Source organism: Acidovorax radicis N35 (assembly GCF_000204195.1).
Classification (GTDB): Bacteria; Pseudomonadota; Gammaproteobacteria; order Burkholderiales; family Burkholderiaceae_C; genus Acidovorax; species Acidovorax radicis.
In genome coordinates this window covers 46,504-61,109 of record NZ_AFBG01000015.1, presented here as the reverse complement: position 1 = coordinate 61,109, position 14,606 = coordinate 46,504, and the positions used below count along the sequence as shown (strand labels likewise).

Genomic DNA, 14,606 nt, shown 5'->3' with positions numbered 1-14,606 from the left:
CGATCCTTTGGACCCGTTGCCATGCGCCTGCTGCTCGTTGAAGACGACCCCATGATCGGCGAAGCCGTGCTGGACCTGCTGCGTGCCGAGCACTACGCCGTGGACTGGGCGCGTGACGGCGATGCGGCTGATACCGCCCTGCGCACCCAGCCCTACGACCTGGTGCTGCTCGACCTGGGCCTGCCCAAACGCGACGGCCTGGCCGTGCTGCGCGACCTGCGTGCCCGCAAGAACCGCACCCCCGTGCTGGTGGCGACCGCCCGCGATGCCGTGGGACATCGCATCGAGGGGCTCGACGCCGGGGCCGACGACTACGTGCTCAAGCCCTACGACCTGGACGAGTTGCTCGCCCGCATCCGCGCCCTGCTGCGCCGCGCTGCGGGGCGGGCCGAGCCGGTGTACGAACACAAGGGCGTGTGCATCAACCCCGCCACGCGCGAGGCCACGGTGCAGGGTGTTCCTGTCGTGCTGTCGGCGCGCGAATGGGCGGTGCTGGAGCCGCTCATCGCCCGGCCTGGCATGGTGCTGTCGCGCCAGCAGCTCGAAGACAAGCTCTACGGCTGGGGCGACGAGGTGAGTAGCAACGCGGTGGAGGTCTACATCCACGGCCTGCGCAAGAAGCTGGGGGCCGAGGTGCTGCTCAACGTGCGCGGCGTCGGCTATTTAGTACCCAAGGTATGACCTACAAGCTCACCCCGGCCCTCCACGGGCTGCTTCCCCGATCACTGCGCATGCGGTTGTTGGTGTTTTTGCTCGCCGCCATCGTGCTGGCCGGTGCGGTGCAGGGGGCGCTGGCCTACCGGGGCGCACTGGCCGAGGCCGACACGCTGTTCGACTACCACATGCAGCAGACCGCGCTGGCGCTGCGCTCGGGCCTGCCGGTGGACGCGCAGGGCCTGGGCCCGGGGCTGGACCCCGAGGACGAGAACCACGAATTCGTCGTGCAGGTGTGGACCAACGAGGGCCTGCGCATTTTCGAATCCGCCGTGGGCGCGGAGCTGCCGCAGATCGCCGTGCTGGGTTTTACCGATGTGCAGGCGCGCGGCGGCACCTACCGCGTGTTTTCGATGCAGACGCGCTCGCAGGTCATCCAGGTGGCGCAGAACATGGCCGCGCGGCGCGACATGGCCCGCAGCCTGGCACTGCGCACGCTGGCGCCGTTGGCCATCATGGCGCCGCTGTTGGTGCTGGCCGTGTGGTGGGGCGTGAGCCGGTCGCTGGCCCCGGTGGAACGCGTGCGCCGCCAGCTGGCCCAGCGCCAGGCCGACGACCTCTCGCCCGTGAGTGATGCGCAGCTGCCCGACGAAGTGCAGCCGCTGGTGAGTGAACTCAACCTGCTGTTCGAGCGTGTCCAGCGCGCGTTCGATGCCCAGCAGCACTTTGTGGCCGACGCCGCGCACGAGCTGCGCTCGCCCCTGGCCGCGCTGCGCCTGCAGCTGCAGGGTCTGCAGCGCGCGGGCGACGACACCGCGCGTGCTGCCGCCATCGAACGCCTGTCGGCCGGCATCGACCGCGCCACGCGCCTCGTCGAACAGTTGCTGACGCTGGCTCGGCAGGAGGCCGCCGCAACACCGGCCGAACCCGTGGACCTGCGCGCCACCGCCCAGCTGGCCCTGGCCGACGTGGCCCCCGCGGCGCAGGTGCGCAGCATGGACGTGGGCCTGCTCGACTCCGACGCCGCCACCGTACCCGGCAATGCCGAGGCCCTTCGCATGCTGGCGCGCAATCTGCTGGACAACGCGATCAAGTACACCCCACCCGGCGGCCAGGTGGACCTGCAGGTGCGCAGGGAGGGCGGCCACGCCGTGCTCACGGTGGAAGACAGCGGCCCCGGCATCGCCCCCGAGCACCGCGAGCGCGTGATGCTGCGTTTTGTGCGCGAAACCTCGGAAGGCGCCCCCGGCAGCGGCCTGGGCCTGGCCATCGTGCAGGCCATTGCACAGGCCCACGGCGCCACGGTGCAACTGGGCGCTTCGCCGCGCCTGGGGGGCCTGCTGGTGACCGTGCGGTTTGGCTGATGCTTGGTGGCGGGAAAGCCCCTTGGATGCAGGTTCTGTCTGTTGATAATGCTTCAAATTTAATAGCTATTGACGCTTGATAGAAAAGCGCTGGAGGCCAAAAAACTTCAAAATTTGAAGCTGAAAATACCTGCAGACGCCGTCGCCTCTGCGCCAGGCCCCGTGAGCGCGTCGCCGCACAATGCGCGGGCGCCGCATCCATCGCGGTGCCCTATCTCCCGCTGTCAAAGGACCCCACCGCATGCACTTCATCGTTCTCGGCGCAGGCGCCATTGGTTGTTATGTGGGTGGGCGCCTGGCAGCGCACGGCCTGCCGGTGTGCCTGGTGGGCCGCCCGCATGCGCTGGAGCCCATCGCGCAGCAGGGCCTGAAGGTGTCTGACCTGGGCGGTTTTGACCGCACCGTGCCCGTGTCCGCGCTGCAACTGGCGCACACACTGGCAGACGCCGCGCCCGGCGCCGACAGCATCATCCTGCTGTGCGTCAAAAGCGGCGCCACCGAATCCGCCGCACGCGAGCTGGCTACGGCTTGTGCGCCCGGCACCCCGGTGATCTCGCTGCAGAACGGCGTGGACAACGTGGCCCGCGTCGCGGCGCTGGCGCCCGGCCTGAACGTGCTGGCCGGCATGGTGCCCTACAACGTGGTGCTGCGCGGGGCCCACGTGCACCGCGCCACCGCGGGCCACTTGCAGCTGCAGCGTGATGCCGTCACCGAACGCATCGCGCCAGTCTTCAACGCCGCAGGCCTGGCCACGGTGCTGCCCGTCGGCATCCGTGCGGTGCAGTGGGGCAAGTTGCTGCTCAACCTGAACAACCCGGTCAATGCGCTGTCTGATCTGCCCCTGCGGCAAGAGCTGCTGGACCGCGACTGCCGCCGTGTCTTCGCCGCCCTGCAGACCGAGGCGCTGAGCGTGATGGCCCGCGCGGGCATCACACCCGCCCAGGTCGCCGCCGTGTCGCCCACGCTGCTGCCCCATGTGCTGCGCCTGCCCAACTGGCTGTTCACGCGGCTGGCCAAACGCATGCTGCAGATCGACGCCACGGCCCGCTCGTCGATGTGGGACGACTTGGAAGCCGGGCGCGTGACCGAGATCGATGCGCTCAGCGGCGCGGTGGTGCGGCTGGCGGCGCAGCACGGGGCGCAGGCACCGCTCAACGCCCGCATGTGCGAGCTGCTGGGCGGACCGCGCCAGCGCCTCACGGGTGCGCAGATATGCAAGATGCTGGGGCTGTGATCAGGCGGCTGGCAGCGCACGGTCCAGCGGCACATGCAGCCCGGCCTTGAGGCAGCCCAGCGCCACCGAGGTTCGGAACCGCCGCACGTTGTCATCCCCCTCGAACAGGCGCCGCGTCAGCGCTTCGTAGTCCTCCATCGACGCCACGGTCACCACCAGCAGGTAGTCCGCCTCGCCCGTCACGCTGTAGCACTGCTGCACAGCGTCTTCGGCGGCAATGCGCGCGCGCAGCGGGGCGGTGCGGTCGGGGCGCTCGTTTTCCAGGTGCACCTCCAGCACGATGGTCAGCGGTTTGCCCACCTTCACCGGGTCCAGCACGGCGACGTTGGCGCGGATCACGCCGCTGTCCTTCAGCCGCTGGATGCGACGCTGCACAGCGGGCGCCGACAGGTTGACCGCCTGGGCAATCACGCGCTGGGGCGTGGTGTTGTCGGTCTGCAGGATGTCCAGGATGGCGAGGTCAAAGCGGTCGAGGGCGGCGGGGGCGGTCATTCATGGCTCCGGTGGATGGGCGGCGGCGAGTGAAAGTTGCGTGGAAGGCCTTCAAACAGAGCCAAAAACACGCACAGGTCGAACTATATTTTTACGCATGAGCGCTTCTCTCTTTCAACGTTTTTTCCCCTTCCTCGCCGTCTTGGGCTCCGTCACCGCGTTGGGCATCGGCACCTCCTGGGCCAAGCACTGGCTGTTTCCCGTGGTGGGCGCGCAGGGCACCACCGCCGTGCGGGTGGGCTTTTCGGCCTTGTTGGTGCTGCTGCTGTGGCGGCCCTGGCGCTGGCATTTGTCGCGGGCCGATGCGCGTGCCGTCGTGTTGTATGGCGCGGCCCTCGGCGCGATGAACCTCATGTTCTACATGTCGCTGCGCACCCTGCCGTTTGGCCTGGCGGTGGCCATCGAGTTCTCGGGGCCGCTGGCGGTGGCCATCTGGTCGTCACGGCGCGCCGTGGATTTTGTGTGGGTGGCCCTGGCCATGGCCGGGCTGGGCATGCTGCTGCCGCTGGGGCTCAACGGCAGCACGCTGGACCCGGTGGGGGTTTTGTACGCGCTGGGCGCAGCGGTGTTCTGGGCGCTGTACATCGTGTTTGGCAAACGTGCTGGGCATCTGCATGCGGGGCATTCGGTGTCGCTGGGCTTACTGGTGGCGGCGCTGGTGGTGGTGCCGGTGGGTGTGGCGCATGCGGGCGCTGCGCTGCTGTCGCCCACGGTGCTGCTCATCGGCGTGGCGGTGGCGGCGGTCTCCAGCGCCATCCCGATCTCGCTGGAAATGATGGCCTTGAAGCGCCTGCCCAAGGAGGCCTTCGGCATCATGATCAGCATGGAGCCTGCGGTGGCCGCCGTGCTGGCCCTGGTGCTGCTGGGCGAGCACCTGAGCGCCATCCAGTGGCTGGCCATTGGCTGCATCGTGGCGGCGTCGATGGGCAGTGCCATGACCGCCGGCCGGCCCCAGGCCAACGACCGCGCGGCGCCGCTGCCAGCCTGAAGGCGCCCGGTGCCATCGCGCCCGCCTGGGCAGATCAAGATCCGCCAAGGATGGCCTTCGCGCTGACACCTTGGCGTGGGCAAAGGATGACACGCGCAGCGCATGCTCCATGGCCAGAATGGGTCTATCTCACAGGAGCCGCCCATGATGCGCATTTCGCCGTTGCCACAATCCGAGGTCGATGAGGCTGAACGCAAAGTCAGCGCCATCCTGGCAGACCTGGAAGAAGCGACCCATTCAGAGGTCAAGGACATCGATCTGGAAGATGTGGTGGAAACCGACACCGCCAGCGGCCAGCCTGCCGTGCACCAGAGTGTGGACATCACCATACAGCCGCGCGCGCAGCGCAAGTGGCTCACCAAATAGCGCAAGCAACCTGGCGCCCCTGACCGGGCTGTCAGCCAGTCAGCCGGCGTTGGACTGGCGGCCTTGGCGCAACTGCAACACCCGTGCAATGAGGTTGGCATAGCCTTCCTCAGCCTGCGCCAGCAGGGGCAAACCCGTCTCGCGCACAGCGCGGTCTACCGCGTCGGCCCAGGCGGGTGTATTGGGCTCTGCCTGGGCGCAGGCCATGGCACCCAGCACCAGCTCCTGCCCCCAGAAGTACACCTGCGTGGCGAGCACGTTGGCCTGCATGCGCTGCACCTCTGCCAGGGTTTGCGGCTCCGCCAGGTACAGCCAGATGTCTGCGTACAGAAAGTCAACGGGCGCGCCCTGGGGTTGCCACTGCAGCGCGTCGGCCTGTACCAGCTCTACCTTGCGCGCTGCGGCCTCCGGCAGCCCCTCCAGCACGCGGCAACGGCGAAACAGCTCCAGCACGTCCCCATCCCGCTCCACCACGGTCACGCGCTCCACCGTGGGCTGCAGCGCGATGTTGGCCGCCACCCAGCCCATGCCCAGGCCCATCACCACAGTGTGGCCCCGCGCATGGCGGCAGGCCAGTTCCTGGCTTTCCACTTCCATCGGCGACAGCGACATCCAGGTTTCCCACCCGCCCGCAGCGCCCTGCCGCATCAGCACCGTCGAGCCCGAGGTGACACACGGGCCGCTGTGGTAACCACGGTCCAGCCCCACGCCGGTGCGCTTCATCTGCCATGGCCCCACGGCCCCGTCGGGGTACTGCGGCATGTGCCAGTGCGGGGCAAAGACGGGCAGCCCCAGCGCCTGCGCCAGTGCGCTGGCGGATGGTTGGGGGGCAAAAGGGACGGTGGAGGGGGAAGGGGATGCCGACATGGGCTTGATCTTAGGTGGGTAAATGGCAGATGGGCTTGAGAATCTGCGCGTCCGTAGGGGCACCGGGCATTGTCCGACAGCCTCACGGTCTGCAGGATGGCGTCCAACGCGTGGAGCGGGCCCTAAAAGAGATGGAGATGAAACCCTGTTTGTTTCGTCGGCCACCTTCTCAGGAGACGCACATGCATCCATCCACTATTTCCAGTCCAGGCTCCCTGCCTGCTGATGAGGACCTGGCCGAACAAGCCCGCCCCGGCTACGGCATTCCGTCGCAAGACCCGCGGCCAGGGGCGCAGACCGCCCTGGAGCCTGAGGAGGCCGATCGCGAGGCCCATTCCGTGCTGGTGGGCGGCGGCATGATGGCGGGCGCGGCTGCCGGCGCGGCGGTGGGCGTTGCGGTCGCCGGCCCGGTGGGCGTGGTCGTTGGGGGCACCTTGGGCGGTATTGCCGGGGCGCTGGGCGGCGCGGCTGCTGGTACGGCGGTCAAGACCGAAGATGCTGGAGAGGCGGCTGACCCCGCATCAATAAGCACTGAGCACCCAGGCGCAGACAAACGCAACCGGGCCGATCAGACGCCCTGATTGGGCTGTTGAGCTGTGTTGCTCTGTAGAGGAAGCAGCCTTTTGGATTCAATGCGGCTCGGGGCTGCACGTCCGTCGGAACGTTTCAATCAGGCGGTTGCCAGCTCGCTCCATGCTTCGCCCAGCGCCTGCGCTTGCTGTAGCACCAGCTCCACGGCGGCAGCTTCCAGGTCGGGCGGGTATTTGTATTTGCGCAAGATGCGTTTCACCATGAGGCGCAGCTTGGCTTGCACACTCTCGCGCTCGGTCCAGTCCACCGTCAGGTTCTTGCGCAGGTTGTCGGTCAGTTCGTGGGCGATTTTTTTCAGCGTGTCGTCGCTCAGCTCGCGCACCGCTGCCTCGTTCTCGGCCAGCGCGGTGTAAAAGCGCACCTCGTCTTCGGTCAGCCCCAGCTTGTCGGCCAGGCCATGTGCCTCGCGGAACTTGCGGGCCATGTCCAGCAGTTCTTCCATCACCTGGGCGGTTTCAATGCTGCGGTTCTGGTAGCGCACGATCACCCCACCCAGCAGCTCCGAGAACTTTTTGCTCTGCACCACGTTGCTGGCAAAGCGGCTTTTGATCTCGCCCTCCAGCAGGCGCTCCAGCAGCTCCACTGCCAAGTTGCGCTCGGGCAGCGCCCGCACCTGGGCCAGAAAGCCTTCGTCCAGCAGGCCAATGTTGGGCTTCTCCAGCCCCACGGCGTTAAAGATGTCCACCACGCTTTCAGACACCACGGCCTGGCTGATGATCTGGCGCACCGCCAGCTCGCGCTGCTCGTCGGTGCGTTGTTTGGCGGTGATGTCGCGCTTGGTCAGGATCACCTTCACCGCCTGCATGAAAGCCACTTCCTCGCGCACCGCCTTGGCCTCGTCCAGCGTGCAGCTCAGCGTAAAGGCCTGGCTCATCGCCAGGGCCGTGTCGGCAAATCGCTTTTTGCCGTCTTGCCCGGCCTGGCGCGGCAGGCCCAGCACATGGTTGGCCGCACCCGCGAGCACGCGGTGCCCGCCCGTCAAAAAGCCGCTGTAGTCAAGCCCGTGCAGCAGGGCGCGCAGAACATCGAGCTTTTCCAGCACCACGCTGAAGGCCTCGTGCGCATCCACTGTGGGGCGCCCCCGGCCCTGCGCGGCGGTGTACTCCTTCATGGCGGCTTTGAGCTCGTTGCCAATGCCGATGTAGTCCACCACCAGGCCGCCCTGCTTGTCCTTGAACACGCGGTTCACGCGGGCAATGGCCTGCATCAGGTTGTGGCCCTTCATGGGTTTGTCCACATACAGCGTGTGCACGCAGGGCGCATCAAAACCCGTCAGCCACATGTCGCGCACGATCACGATGCGCAGCGGGTCGGCCGGGTCTTTGAAGCGTTTTTCCAGCCGCTTTTTCACCTGCGCGCTGTAGATGTGCGGGCGCAGCAGGGCCTTGTCGCTGGCGCTGCCCGTCATCACGATCTTGATGGCGCCCAGCTCGGGGTCGGCATGGTGCCAGTCGGGGCGCAGGCGCACGATCTCGTTGTACAGGTGCGCGCAGATGTCGCGGCTCATGGCCACCACCATGGCCTTGCCGCGCTGGGCGGTGTTGCGCTCTTCAAAATGCGCCACCAGGTCCTGCGCCACACGCGCCACGCGGGGCTCGGCGCCCACCACCTGCTCCAGCGCGGCCCAGCGGCTTTTCAGGCGCGACTGCACGCTTTCTTCTTCGTCTTCGGCCAGCTCGTCCACTTCGGCGTCGATGCTGGGCAGCTCGTCGGCCTTCAGGCCCAGCTTGACCATGCGGCTTTCGTAGTAGATGGCCACGGTGGCGCCGTCTTCCTTGGCCTGCTGCATGTCATATACATGGATGTAGTCGCCAAACACGGCCCGTGTGTCGCGGTCGGTGCCGCTCACGGGCGTGCCGGTAAACGCGACAAAGGTGGCGTTGGGCAGTGCGTCGCGCAGGTGCTGGGCGTAACCCACTTGGTAGTGTTCCCGGGTGGGCTCCACCGTGTTCGTCTCGGTGCCAACCCGGTAGGTGGGCGGCGCAAACTCGGCGCGGTGTGCGGGTGCGGTGCCGCTGCCTGTGGTGATGGGGTTTGCTACTGTATTAATAGCTGGTTGCGCTTGTGTATCAAGCGCTAGAGCCTGAATTTGCTTGAAATTTTCCTTGCCTTCGGCCTTGCGCACCTTCAGCCGGGCCTCAAACCCGTACTGCGTGCGATGCGCCTCATCGGCAATCACCACGATGTTGTGGCGGTCCGACAGCATGGGGTAGCTGTCTTCGTCCTCGCCGGGCATGAACTTCTGGATGGTGGCAAACACAATGCCGCCCGAGGGCCGGTTGCTCAGCAGCGTGCGCAGCTCCTGCCGGGTGCGGGCCTGCACGGGCTGCTCGCGCAGCAGGTCTTGCGCCAGGCCAAACACGCCCAGCAGCTGGCCGTCCAGGTCGTTGCGGTCGGTGATCACCACGATGGTGGGGTTCTGCAGCGCGGGCTCTTGCATCACGCGGGCGGCAAAGCAGGTCATGGTGATGCTCTTGCCGCTGCCCTGCGTGTGCCACACCACGCCGCCCTTGCCTTTGATGGCCGGGTTTCCTGGGTCTACGCCACCACCCGGCATGGCAGCAGCCACCACCTGCGCAATGGCGGCGCGTACCGCATGAAACTGGTGGTAGCCCGCGATCTTTTTCACCAGCTGGCCATCGTCCTCAAACAGCACAAAGTAGCGCAGGTAGTCCAGCAGATATTGCGGCGCCAGCACGCCGCGCACCAGGGTCTGCAACTCGTTGAACTGGCCCAGCGGGTCCAGCGTGGCGCCGTCAATCGTGCGCCACGCCATGAAGCGCTCGGCGCTGGCGCTCAGCGACCCCAGCAGCGCCTCGGTGCCGTCCGATATCACCAGCACCTCGTTGGTGTGGAACAGGTCCGGGATCTGCTCTTTGTATGTCTGGATCTGGTCGTACGCCTTCCACACGCTGGCGGCCTGGTCTGCGGGGTTCTTCAGCTCCAGCAGCACCAGCGGCAAGCCGTTCACAAACAGCACCACATCGGGCCGGCGCGTGTGGCGCGGCCCGCGCACGCTGAATTGGTTCACCGCCAGCCACTCATTGCGCTCGGGCACGGCCCAGTCCACCAGGCGCACAAAGTCGCCCACCGTCTCGTTGCCGCGCTGGTACTGCACCGGCACACCCGCCACCAGCAGCCGGTGAAACCGCCGGTTGGCCGCTAGCAGCGCGGGCGCACCCAGGTCTTGCACCTGCGCCAGCGCGTCGTCGACGGCCACCACGGGCACGGCAGGGTTCAGCCGCACCAGCGCCGCCCGCAGGCGGCCCGCCAGCAGCACCTGGCGGTAGTCGCTGCGCTCGGGCGCGGGGCCGTCGGGGGCGATGTCGGGGCCTGCAATGGGGGTGTAGCCCACGTCCTGCAGCCAGGCCAGGGTTTCGCGTTCGAGCTGGTCTTCGGTCATGCGGTCAGACCCTGGGCTGAGAGGTGGCGGATGTGTCGATGCCATCGACAGGTATGGAGGATATGCTTAAAAAAACACAAAAAATCGACACGTTATGGTGATCTGTCGATGCCGTCACCATAGGGTCCGCCTCTCAGCGCTGACACAAGACGTCATGTGATGCGGCACAGCATGCATCGAGGAGTTGCAAGGTAATTGCAATTGGAGTTGCAATCGGAATTGCAATTAAATTGCTAAGTTGTTGATTCGATTTGATATTTTTCAAATTCTAAGAGCCAATCGGATTTGCGTTTAAGCACTTCTACGCCCAAAAGGGCAGGTACCGGGCATATCGGGTCGATGCGGTCTCCGACTCGTCCGCCTTGATGAGGCCTGCATCTTTGGTGGCCCCAATGACCTGCGAAGCCGTTACCGCTTTGGATTCTGGGAGTTTGAAGCGATCCCGCAAGCTTTGATTGGACATCCGCTCGTTGCTGACGTACTTCAGACAGCAATGCTGGTAGCAGGCCCGTATGCGGTCAGGCTTGCTCATGTCGGCAAAGTCGCGGTGCGCAAACAGGATCGCCATCGTGCGTGTTTCGCTGGTGCGAAAGTCTGGCGCAGGCAATTGGAACACTTCGGCCAGATGGACAACCTTGTCGATGCCGCTGCCTTTTTCCTCGCACACCCGCATGCGACGCAACAGCTCTGCCAGGCGCTCGTTGCAAGAGCGGAATTCATCGATGAAACGCTCCACCTTGATCGGGGGTAGCCCCGGGTTGGACACCTCCAGACGATCCGCGTACATCTCAATCATGACGGACTGCCCGGTGGCTTCGAAAGACTGGTGCACCAGCGCGTTGGCTATCAACTCGCGAATGGCCTGGCGCGGAAACATCTTGACCTCTTCGCGCAGCGCCTGCTCCACAAAGTGGTTGCGGGGCGCAGAGGAGTGCACAAAGTCCACCAGCTTCTCAAAGCCCACCGCGTACCCTTGGTGCTCGGGTTCGTCGTAGCGCGTGGCCAGCTTGTTGACCCCTTCGTAAATCACCACCCGTGGCGCCTTGCGCGCCAACTCTGGCGAGAAAGCATCCAACCGCTTGGCCAAAAGAATGGCGGCCAGATTGGTGATGTGCCAGCCATCAGCTTTCCGCTCAATCAGCCGCTCCTGCGAAAGGCGCTCCAGCACCCCGTCGCGGCTGGTGGGGTAGGGCAGCTTCATCAAGTCAAAGAAAGACTGGGTATCCAGCAAGGCCACCACATCATCGGCACTGGCCCCTGTGTGGGCGGGGTGCCCAAACCAGTCTGGCCCACCTTCCGCAAAGATGCGTTTGAGCTGATCCGGCGACATCGGCACCAGCTCTTCGCCAGCACGCATCAAATACGCGCCCTCATGGTGCAAGGGTGTGGCTGCCGGACGAGGGGGAATGCTGAACACCAGCACGCGGCCATCAGGGTGCTGCAGTTCCTGCACATCTACACGCAGGCGCAGGGCCTCCAGAATGCGGGCCGTGATGTCGCCCCGGTTCTGAAAAGCCTGGGTGCCCACCACCTGCCTAGGCCGCTTGTCTGAAACACCCAGCACCAGATGGCCACCGCCCTCATTGGCCAGCGCCACGCAGTAGCGCATCAGCTTGGTGGTGTCGTATTGCTGCTTGGCCTCTTTGAACTCTAGGTGTTCATCCTCGGGCGCTTCCACCAACCAGCGGTTCAAAGTGTCTAAGGTCATCATCACGCGGCCTCCATGGGCATTTCAGCCATTGTGTCGGACAAGCGCAACTGGCCGGAGATCAGGCGGGGGAGCAGGGTGTCGCGGAGGGTGGAGAGGGTTTGGGCTTGCGCTTCGCTATGGTCGATGCTGTTTCTTAATGCATTGGCCGACGCATCGAACACTGCGAGAACGTTCGCAGGAGCATCTGGAACGAGCAAGCGATAGACGTTCTCTCTGTTCAACCCAGGGACCGCTGCATCGGTATCCATGTCATGCAAACCCAAAGTCTTCAAAAGCTGGTGGCAATACGTCAGCGGACGCTTGGCCTTCACGTAAAAGACCGTATCGATTGGGTAGAACGGGCGGCTCTCCCAGTAGAGGCTTCCAACTGTGCCCTTACGACCAACGATGATCGACGGGCTATCAATCAGCGGTTTCTCGTGCCACCCCGTAATTCCGCCAGACCCATACACAGGCACTGGACCGGGAATTCGGTTTTCTGCCTTGAGTGCCTTGCCGTAAGCAAGCTCCAAAAACGAGTCCAGTCGAATGGGTAGCCACCCCTTCGGCACCCACCCCAACTCCGATTCCTCCAGCGCATCGGGAAACAGCGCGGCGGTGGCTTCGTCCATGCCTTCGGGGGCGCGGCCTTCCATCTTGGCGCGCACGGGGTCGAAATCGACAAACCACGACTTAAACAGCGCCTGGGCAATAGCTTCGAGTGTGACGTTGGTTTCGCGCAGGAGGGTGATGCGGTCGTCGAGTACGCCGACAAATCTAGCAATTCGTTGCTGCTCCTGAATTCCCGGGAATGAGATTGGAAGCGCCTGAACGATGGCCGTGTTTAGATTCGGCATAACAGCGCCGACTGCATGTGTCCTTAGCCAGCCATATGCAGTCTCACTGGACAAATACATCGCAAGATATCGGGGGTCAACCCGTGGGCTTTGCACGCGGAGTAGCAGAGCGCCGGTACCGCAGAGCGCTCCTTCAAATCTTTCATCCACAATTGCAGACAGACCTGTGGCCTGGGCGCCGCGTCGCGCGAACAAGATGTCACCAAGTCGAAGCCGATGCCGGGACAGTTCAGATGCTTTTGCCGCATCAACCCGGGGAACTGGGATGTCAAGAATCCGGCCTCTTCCAATCGCTTCAGTCGGAATCACGGCCGTCCCTGAGACCACGTAATCATGACTGTGCAGTTGCGAGCCGAATGGGCCAGTTTGAACTGATGCCTCTCCGTCGCGCACCAAATCACCGATTGTGAGAGAGGCCCACTCAGAACTCATACCCCAGCCCCCCCAGCTTCTGCCGAATCACCGCATCCAGCTCCGCGCCCTTGGCCATCTGCTCGCCCAGCTTTTCCGTCAGCTTCACCATCTTGTCGGCAAAGGCTTCGTCGTCGTCCTCCACCGCCTCGGCGCCCACGTAGCGGCCGGGGGTGAGTACGTGGCCGTGCTGGGCGATCTCGGCCAGGGGCACGCTGCGGCAGAAGCCGGGGATGTCCTGATAGGGGGCGGGGCGGTGGGGATGGGCTTCAACGGGCTCAGCCTGAACGGAATTCGCGGTGGGCGTAACGGCGGTGGGCGCGGGCTCGCCGCGCCAGGCGGCTACGGTGGCGGCGATGCGGTCGATGACTTCGTCGGTCAGCTCGCCTTGCACGCGGCTGATCATGGTGGCGAGCTTGCGGGCGTCGATGAACAGCACTTCGCCCTTGCGCTTTTTGCTCTTGGCCAAAAACCACAGGCACGCCGGGATTTGCGTGTTGAAAAACAGCTGGCCGGGCAGGGCGATCATCACTTCCACCACGTCGGCATCGACCATGGCGGCGCGGATCTGGCCTTCGTTGTTCTGGCTGCTGCTCAGGCTGCCGTTGGCCAGCACGATGCCCGCGCGGCCGGTGGCTTTGAGGTGGTGCAGCATGTGCTGCAGCCAGGCGGTGTTGGCGTTGCCGTGGGGTGGGTCGCCGTACACCCAGCGGGCGTCGCCCTCCAGGCTGGGGTGCCACCAGTCGCTGATGTTGAAGGGCGGGTTGGCCAGGATGAAGTCGGCGCGCAGGTCGGGATGCTGGTTGCGCACAAAGGTGTCGGCGGGTTCGGTCCCCAAGTTGAAGTCGATGCCGCGAATGGCCAGGTTCATGGCGGCCAGGCGCCAGGTGGTGGGGTTGCTTTCTTGCCCGTAGATGGAGACATCGCCCTTTTTGCCGCCGTGGGCTTCGATGAACTTCTCGCTCTGCACAAACATGCCGCCGCTGCCACAACACGGGTCGTACACCTTGCCGGTGTGCGGGTTGAGCACGGCCACCAGGGTTTTGACGATGCTGGCGGGGGTGTAGAACTGCCCGCCGCGCTTGCCTTCGGCGCTGGCGAACATGCCCAGAAAGTATTCGTACACCTGGCCCAGGGTGTCGCGGGCCACGTCGGGGGTGTCGCCAAAGCCGATGGTGGAGACAAGATCGACAAGCTCGCCCAGCTTGCCGTCGGGCAATTGCGCGCGGGCATAGCGTTTGTCCAGGATGCCTTTGAGCGTGGGGTTCTCGGCCTCGATCAGCGTGAGCGCGTCATCGATGCGTTTGCCAATGTCGGGCTGCTTGGCGCTGCTGCGCAGTTGCTCCCACCGGGCGGCTTCGGGCACCCAGAAGACGTTGGCTTCTTTGTAGTAGTCGCGGTCTTCCAGCTCGGCGGCAATGTCGGCGGGGTCGGCATCGCCGTAGAAGTATTCGTCGTCGGGGTCTGCCAGGCGCAACACCAGCGTGGCGTGGTGGGCGGCAAAGGTGTCAGAGATGTATTTGACGAAGATGAGGCCGAGCACCAGGTGCTTGTATTCGGCGGCGTCCATGTTGGCGCGCAGCTTGTCGGCGGTGGCCCACAGGGTTTTCTTTATGTCTTGGAGCATGTGGCTGCGGTGTGTGATGCGCTTATGGCAGTCGGCGGGCAGGCCCGCCGCACACACTGCGA

Annotated in this window: 11 protein-coding genes and 2 pseudogenes; 6 read left to right on the top strand and 7 right to left on the bottom strand. The window is 65.1% G+C overall.

All coding sequences use genetic code 11. The features are described 5' to 3' along the window. Positions 1-21 precede the first annotated feature (21 nt). The 3 genes from ARADN35_RS0104395 to ARADN35_RS0104385 all read left to right on the top strand — a co-directional run bounded on the left by ARADN35_RS0104395 (position 22) and on the right by ARADN35_RS0104385 (position 3,252). Positions 22-681 (top strand): response regulator transcription factor, encoded by a 660-nt coding sequence (locus tag ARADN35_RS0104395; RefSeq protein WP_010459429.1) that lies wholly within the window; start codon positions 22-24, stop codon positions 679-681. After that, positions 678-2,018: an ATP-binding protein gene (locus ARADN35_RS0104390; protein WP_010459428.1), complete on the top strand. Its 1,341-nt coding sequence runs from the start codon at positions 678-680 to the stop codon at positions 2,016-2,018. Before ARADN35_RS0104395 ends, ARADN35_RS0104390 begins: the two co-directional genes overlap by 4 nt. 241 nt (positions 2,019-2,259) lie before the next feature. Then, complete coding sequence (locus ARADN35_RS0104385) at positions 2,260-3,252, top strand: 2-dehydropantoate 2-reductase (RefSeq protein ID WP_010459426.1); 993 nt, start codon at positions 2,260-2,262, stop codon at positions 3,250-3,252. Here the strand turns inward: ARADN35_RS0104385 and ARADN35_RS0104380 are convergent, their stop codons facing one another. Next, on the bottom strand, positions 3,253-3,744 hold the full coding sequence (locus tag ARADN35_RS0104380) for an Lrp/AsnC family transcriptional regulator (RefSeq protein ID WP_010459424.1): 492 nt from the start codon (positions 3,742-3,744) through the stop codon (positions 3,253-3,255). Between the two features lie 97 nt (positions 3,745-3,841). Between ARADN35_RS0104380 and ARADN35_RS0104375 the strand changes: the two genes are divergently transcribed. Both ARADN35_RS0104375 and ARADN35_RS0104370 read left to right on the top strand, forming a co-directional pair. After that, positions 3,842-4,732 carry an EamA family transporter gene (locus ARADN35_RS0104375; RefSeq protein WP_010459422.1) on the top strand — a complete coding sequence of 297 codons (891 nt, stop codon included), beginning with the start codon at positions 3,842-3,844 and terminating at the stop codon, positions 4,730-4,732. A gap of 144 nt (positions 4,733-4,876) precedes the next feature. Then, positions 4,877-5,098: a hypothetical protein gene (locus tag ARADN35_RS0104370; protein WP_010459420.1), complete on the top strand. Its 222-nt coding sequence runs from the start codon at positions 4,877-4,879 to the stop codon at positions 5,096-5,098. Between the two features lie 39 nt (positions 5,099-5,137). Here the strand turns inward: ARADN35_RS0104370 and ARADN35_RS0104365 are convergent, their stop codons facing one another. Further along, complete coding sequence (locus tag ARADN35_RS0104365) at positions 5,138-5,965, bottom strand: hypothetical protein (protein WP_010459418.1); 828 nt, start codon at positions 5,963-5,965, stop codon at positions 5,138-5,140. Positions 5,966-6,147: 182 nt separating this feature from the next. Here ARADN35_RS0104365 and ARADN35_RS25875 point away from each other — a divergent pair, with 182 nt between their 5' ends. Next, positions 6,148-6,546 (top strand): hypothetical protein, encoded by a 399-nt coding sequence (locus tag ARADN35_RS25875; protein WP_010459416.1) that lies wholly within the window; start codon positions 6,148-6,150, stop codon positions 6,544-6,546. 89 nt (positions 6,547-6,635) lie between these two features. Here the strand turns inward: ARADN35_RS25875 and ARADN35_RS28780 are convergent. The 5 genes and pseudogenes from ARADN35_RS28780 to ARADN35_RS0104340 all read right to left on the bottom strand — a co-directional run. Beyond that, positions 6,636-7,634: pseudogene (locus ARADN35_RS28780) on the bottom strand (DUF3387 domain-containing protein); the annotation flags it as partial. A gap of 72 nt (positions 7,635-7,706) precedes the next feature. Continuing rightward, positions 7,707-9,959, bottom strand: a pseudogene (locus ARADN35_RS0104355) (type I restriction endonuclease subunit R); the annotation flags it as partial. A 301-nt stretch (positions 9,960-10,260) separates the two neighbouring features. Next, positions 10,261-11,670 carry an ATP-binding protein gene (locus tag ARADN35_RS0104350; RefSeq protein ID WP_010459410.1) on the bottom strand — a complete coding sequence of 470 codons (1,410 nt, stop codon included), beginning with the start codon at positions 11,668-11,670 and terminating at the stop codon, positions 10,261-10,263. Continuing rightward, positions 11,670-12,938: a restriction endonuclease subunit S gene (locus ARADN35_RS25870; RefSeq protein WP_081474563.1), complete on the bottom strand. Its 1,269-nt coding sequence runs from the start codon at positions 12,936-12,938 to the stop codon at positions 11,670-11,672. Before ARADN35_RS25870 ends, ARADN35_RS0104350 begins: the two co-directional genes overlap by 1 nt. After that, positions 12,928-14,544 (bottom strand): type I restriction-modification system subunit M, encoded by a 1,617-nt coding sequence (locus ARADN35_RS0104340; RefSeq protein WP_010459407.1) that lies wholly within the window; start codon positions 14,542-14,544, stop codon positions 12,928-12,930. The genes ARADN35_RS25870 and ARADN35_RS0104340 overlap by 11 nt, the downstream gene beginning before the upstream one ends. Positions 14,545-14,606 lie beyond the last annotated feature (62 nt).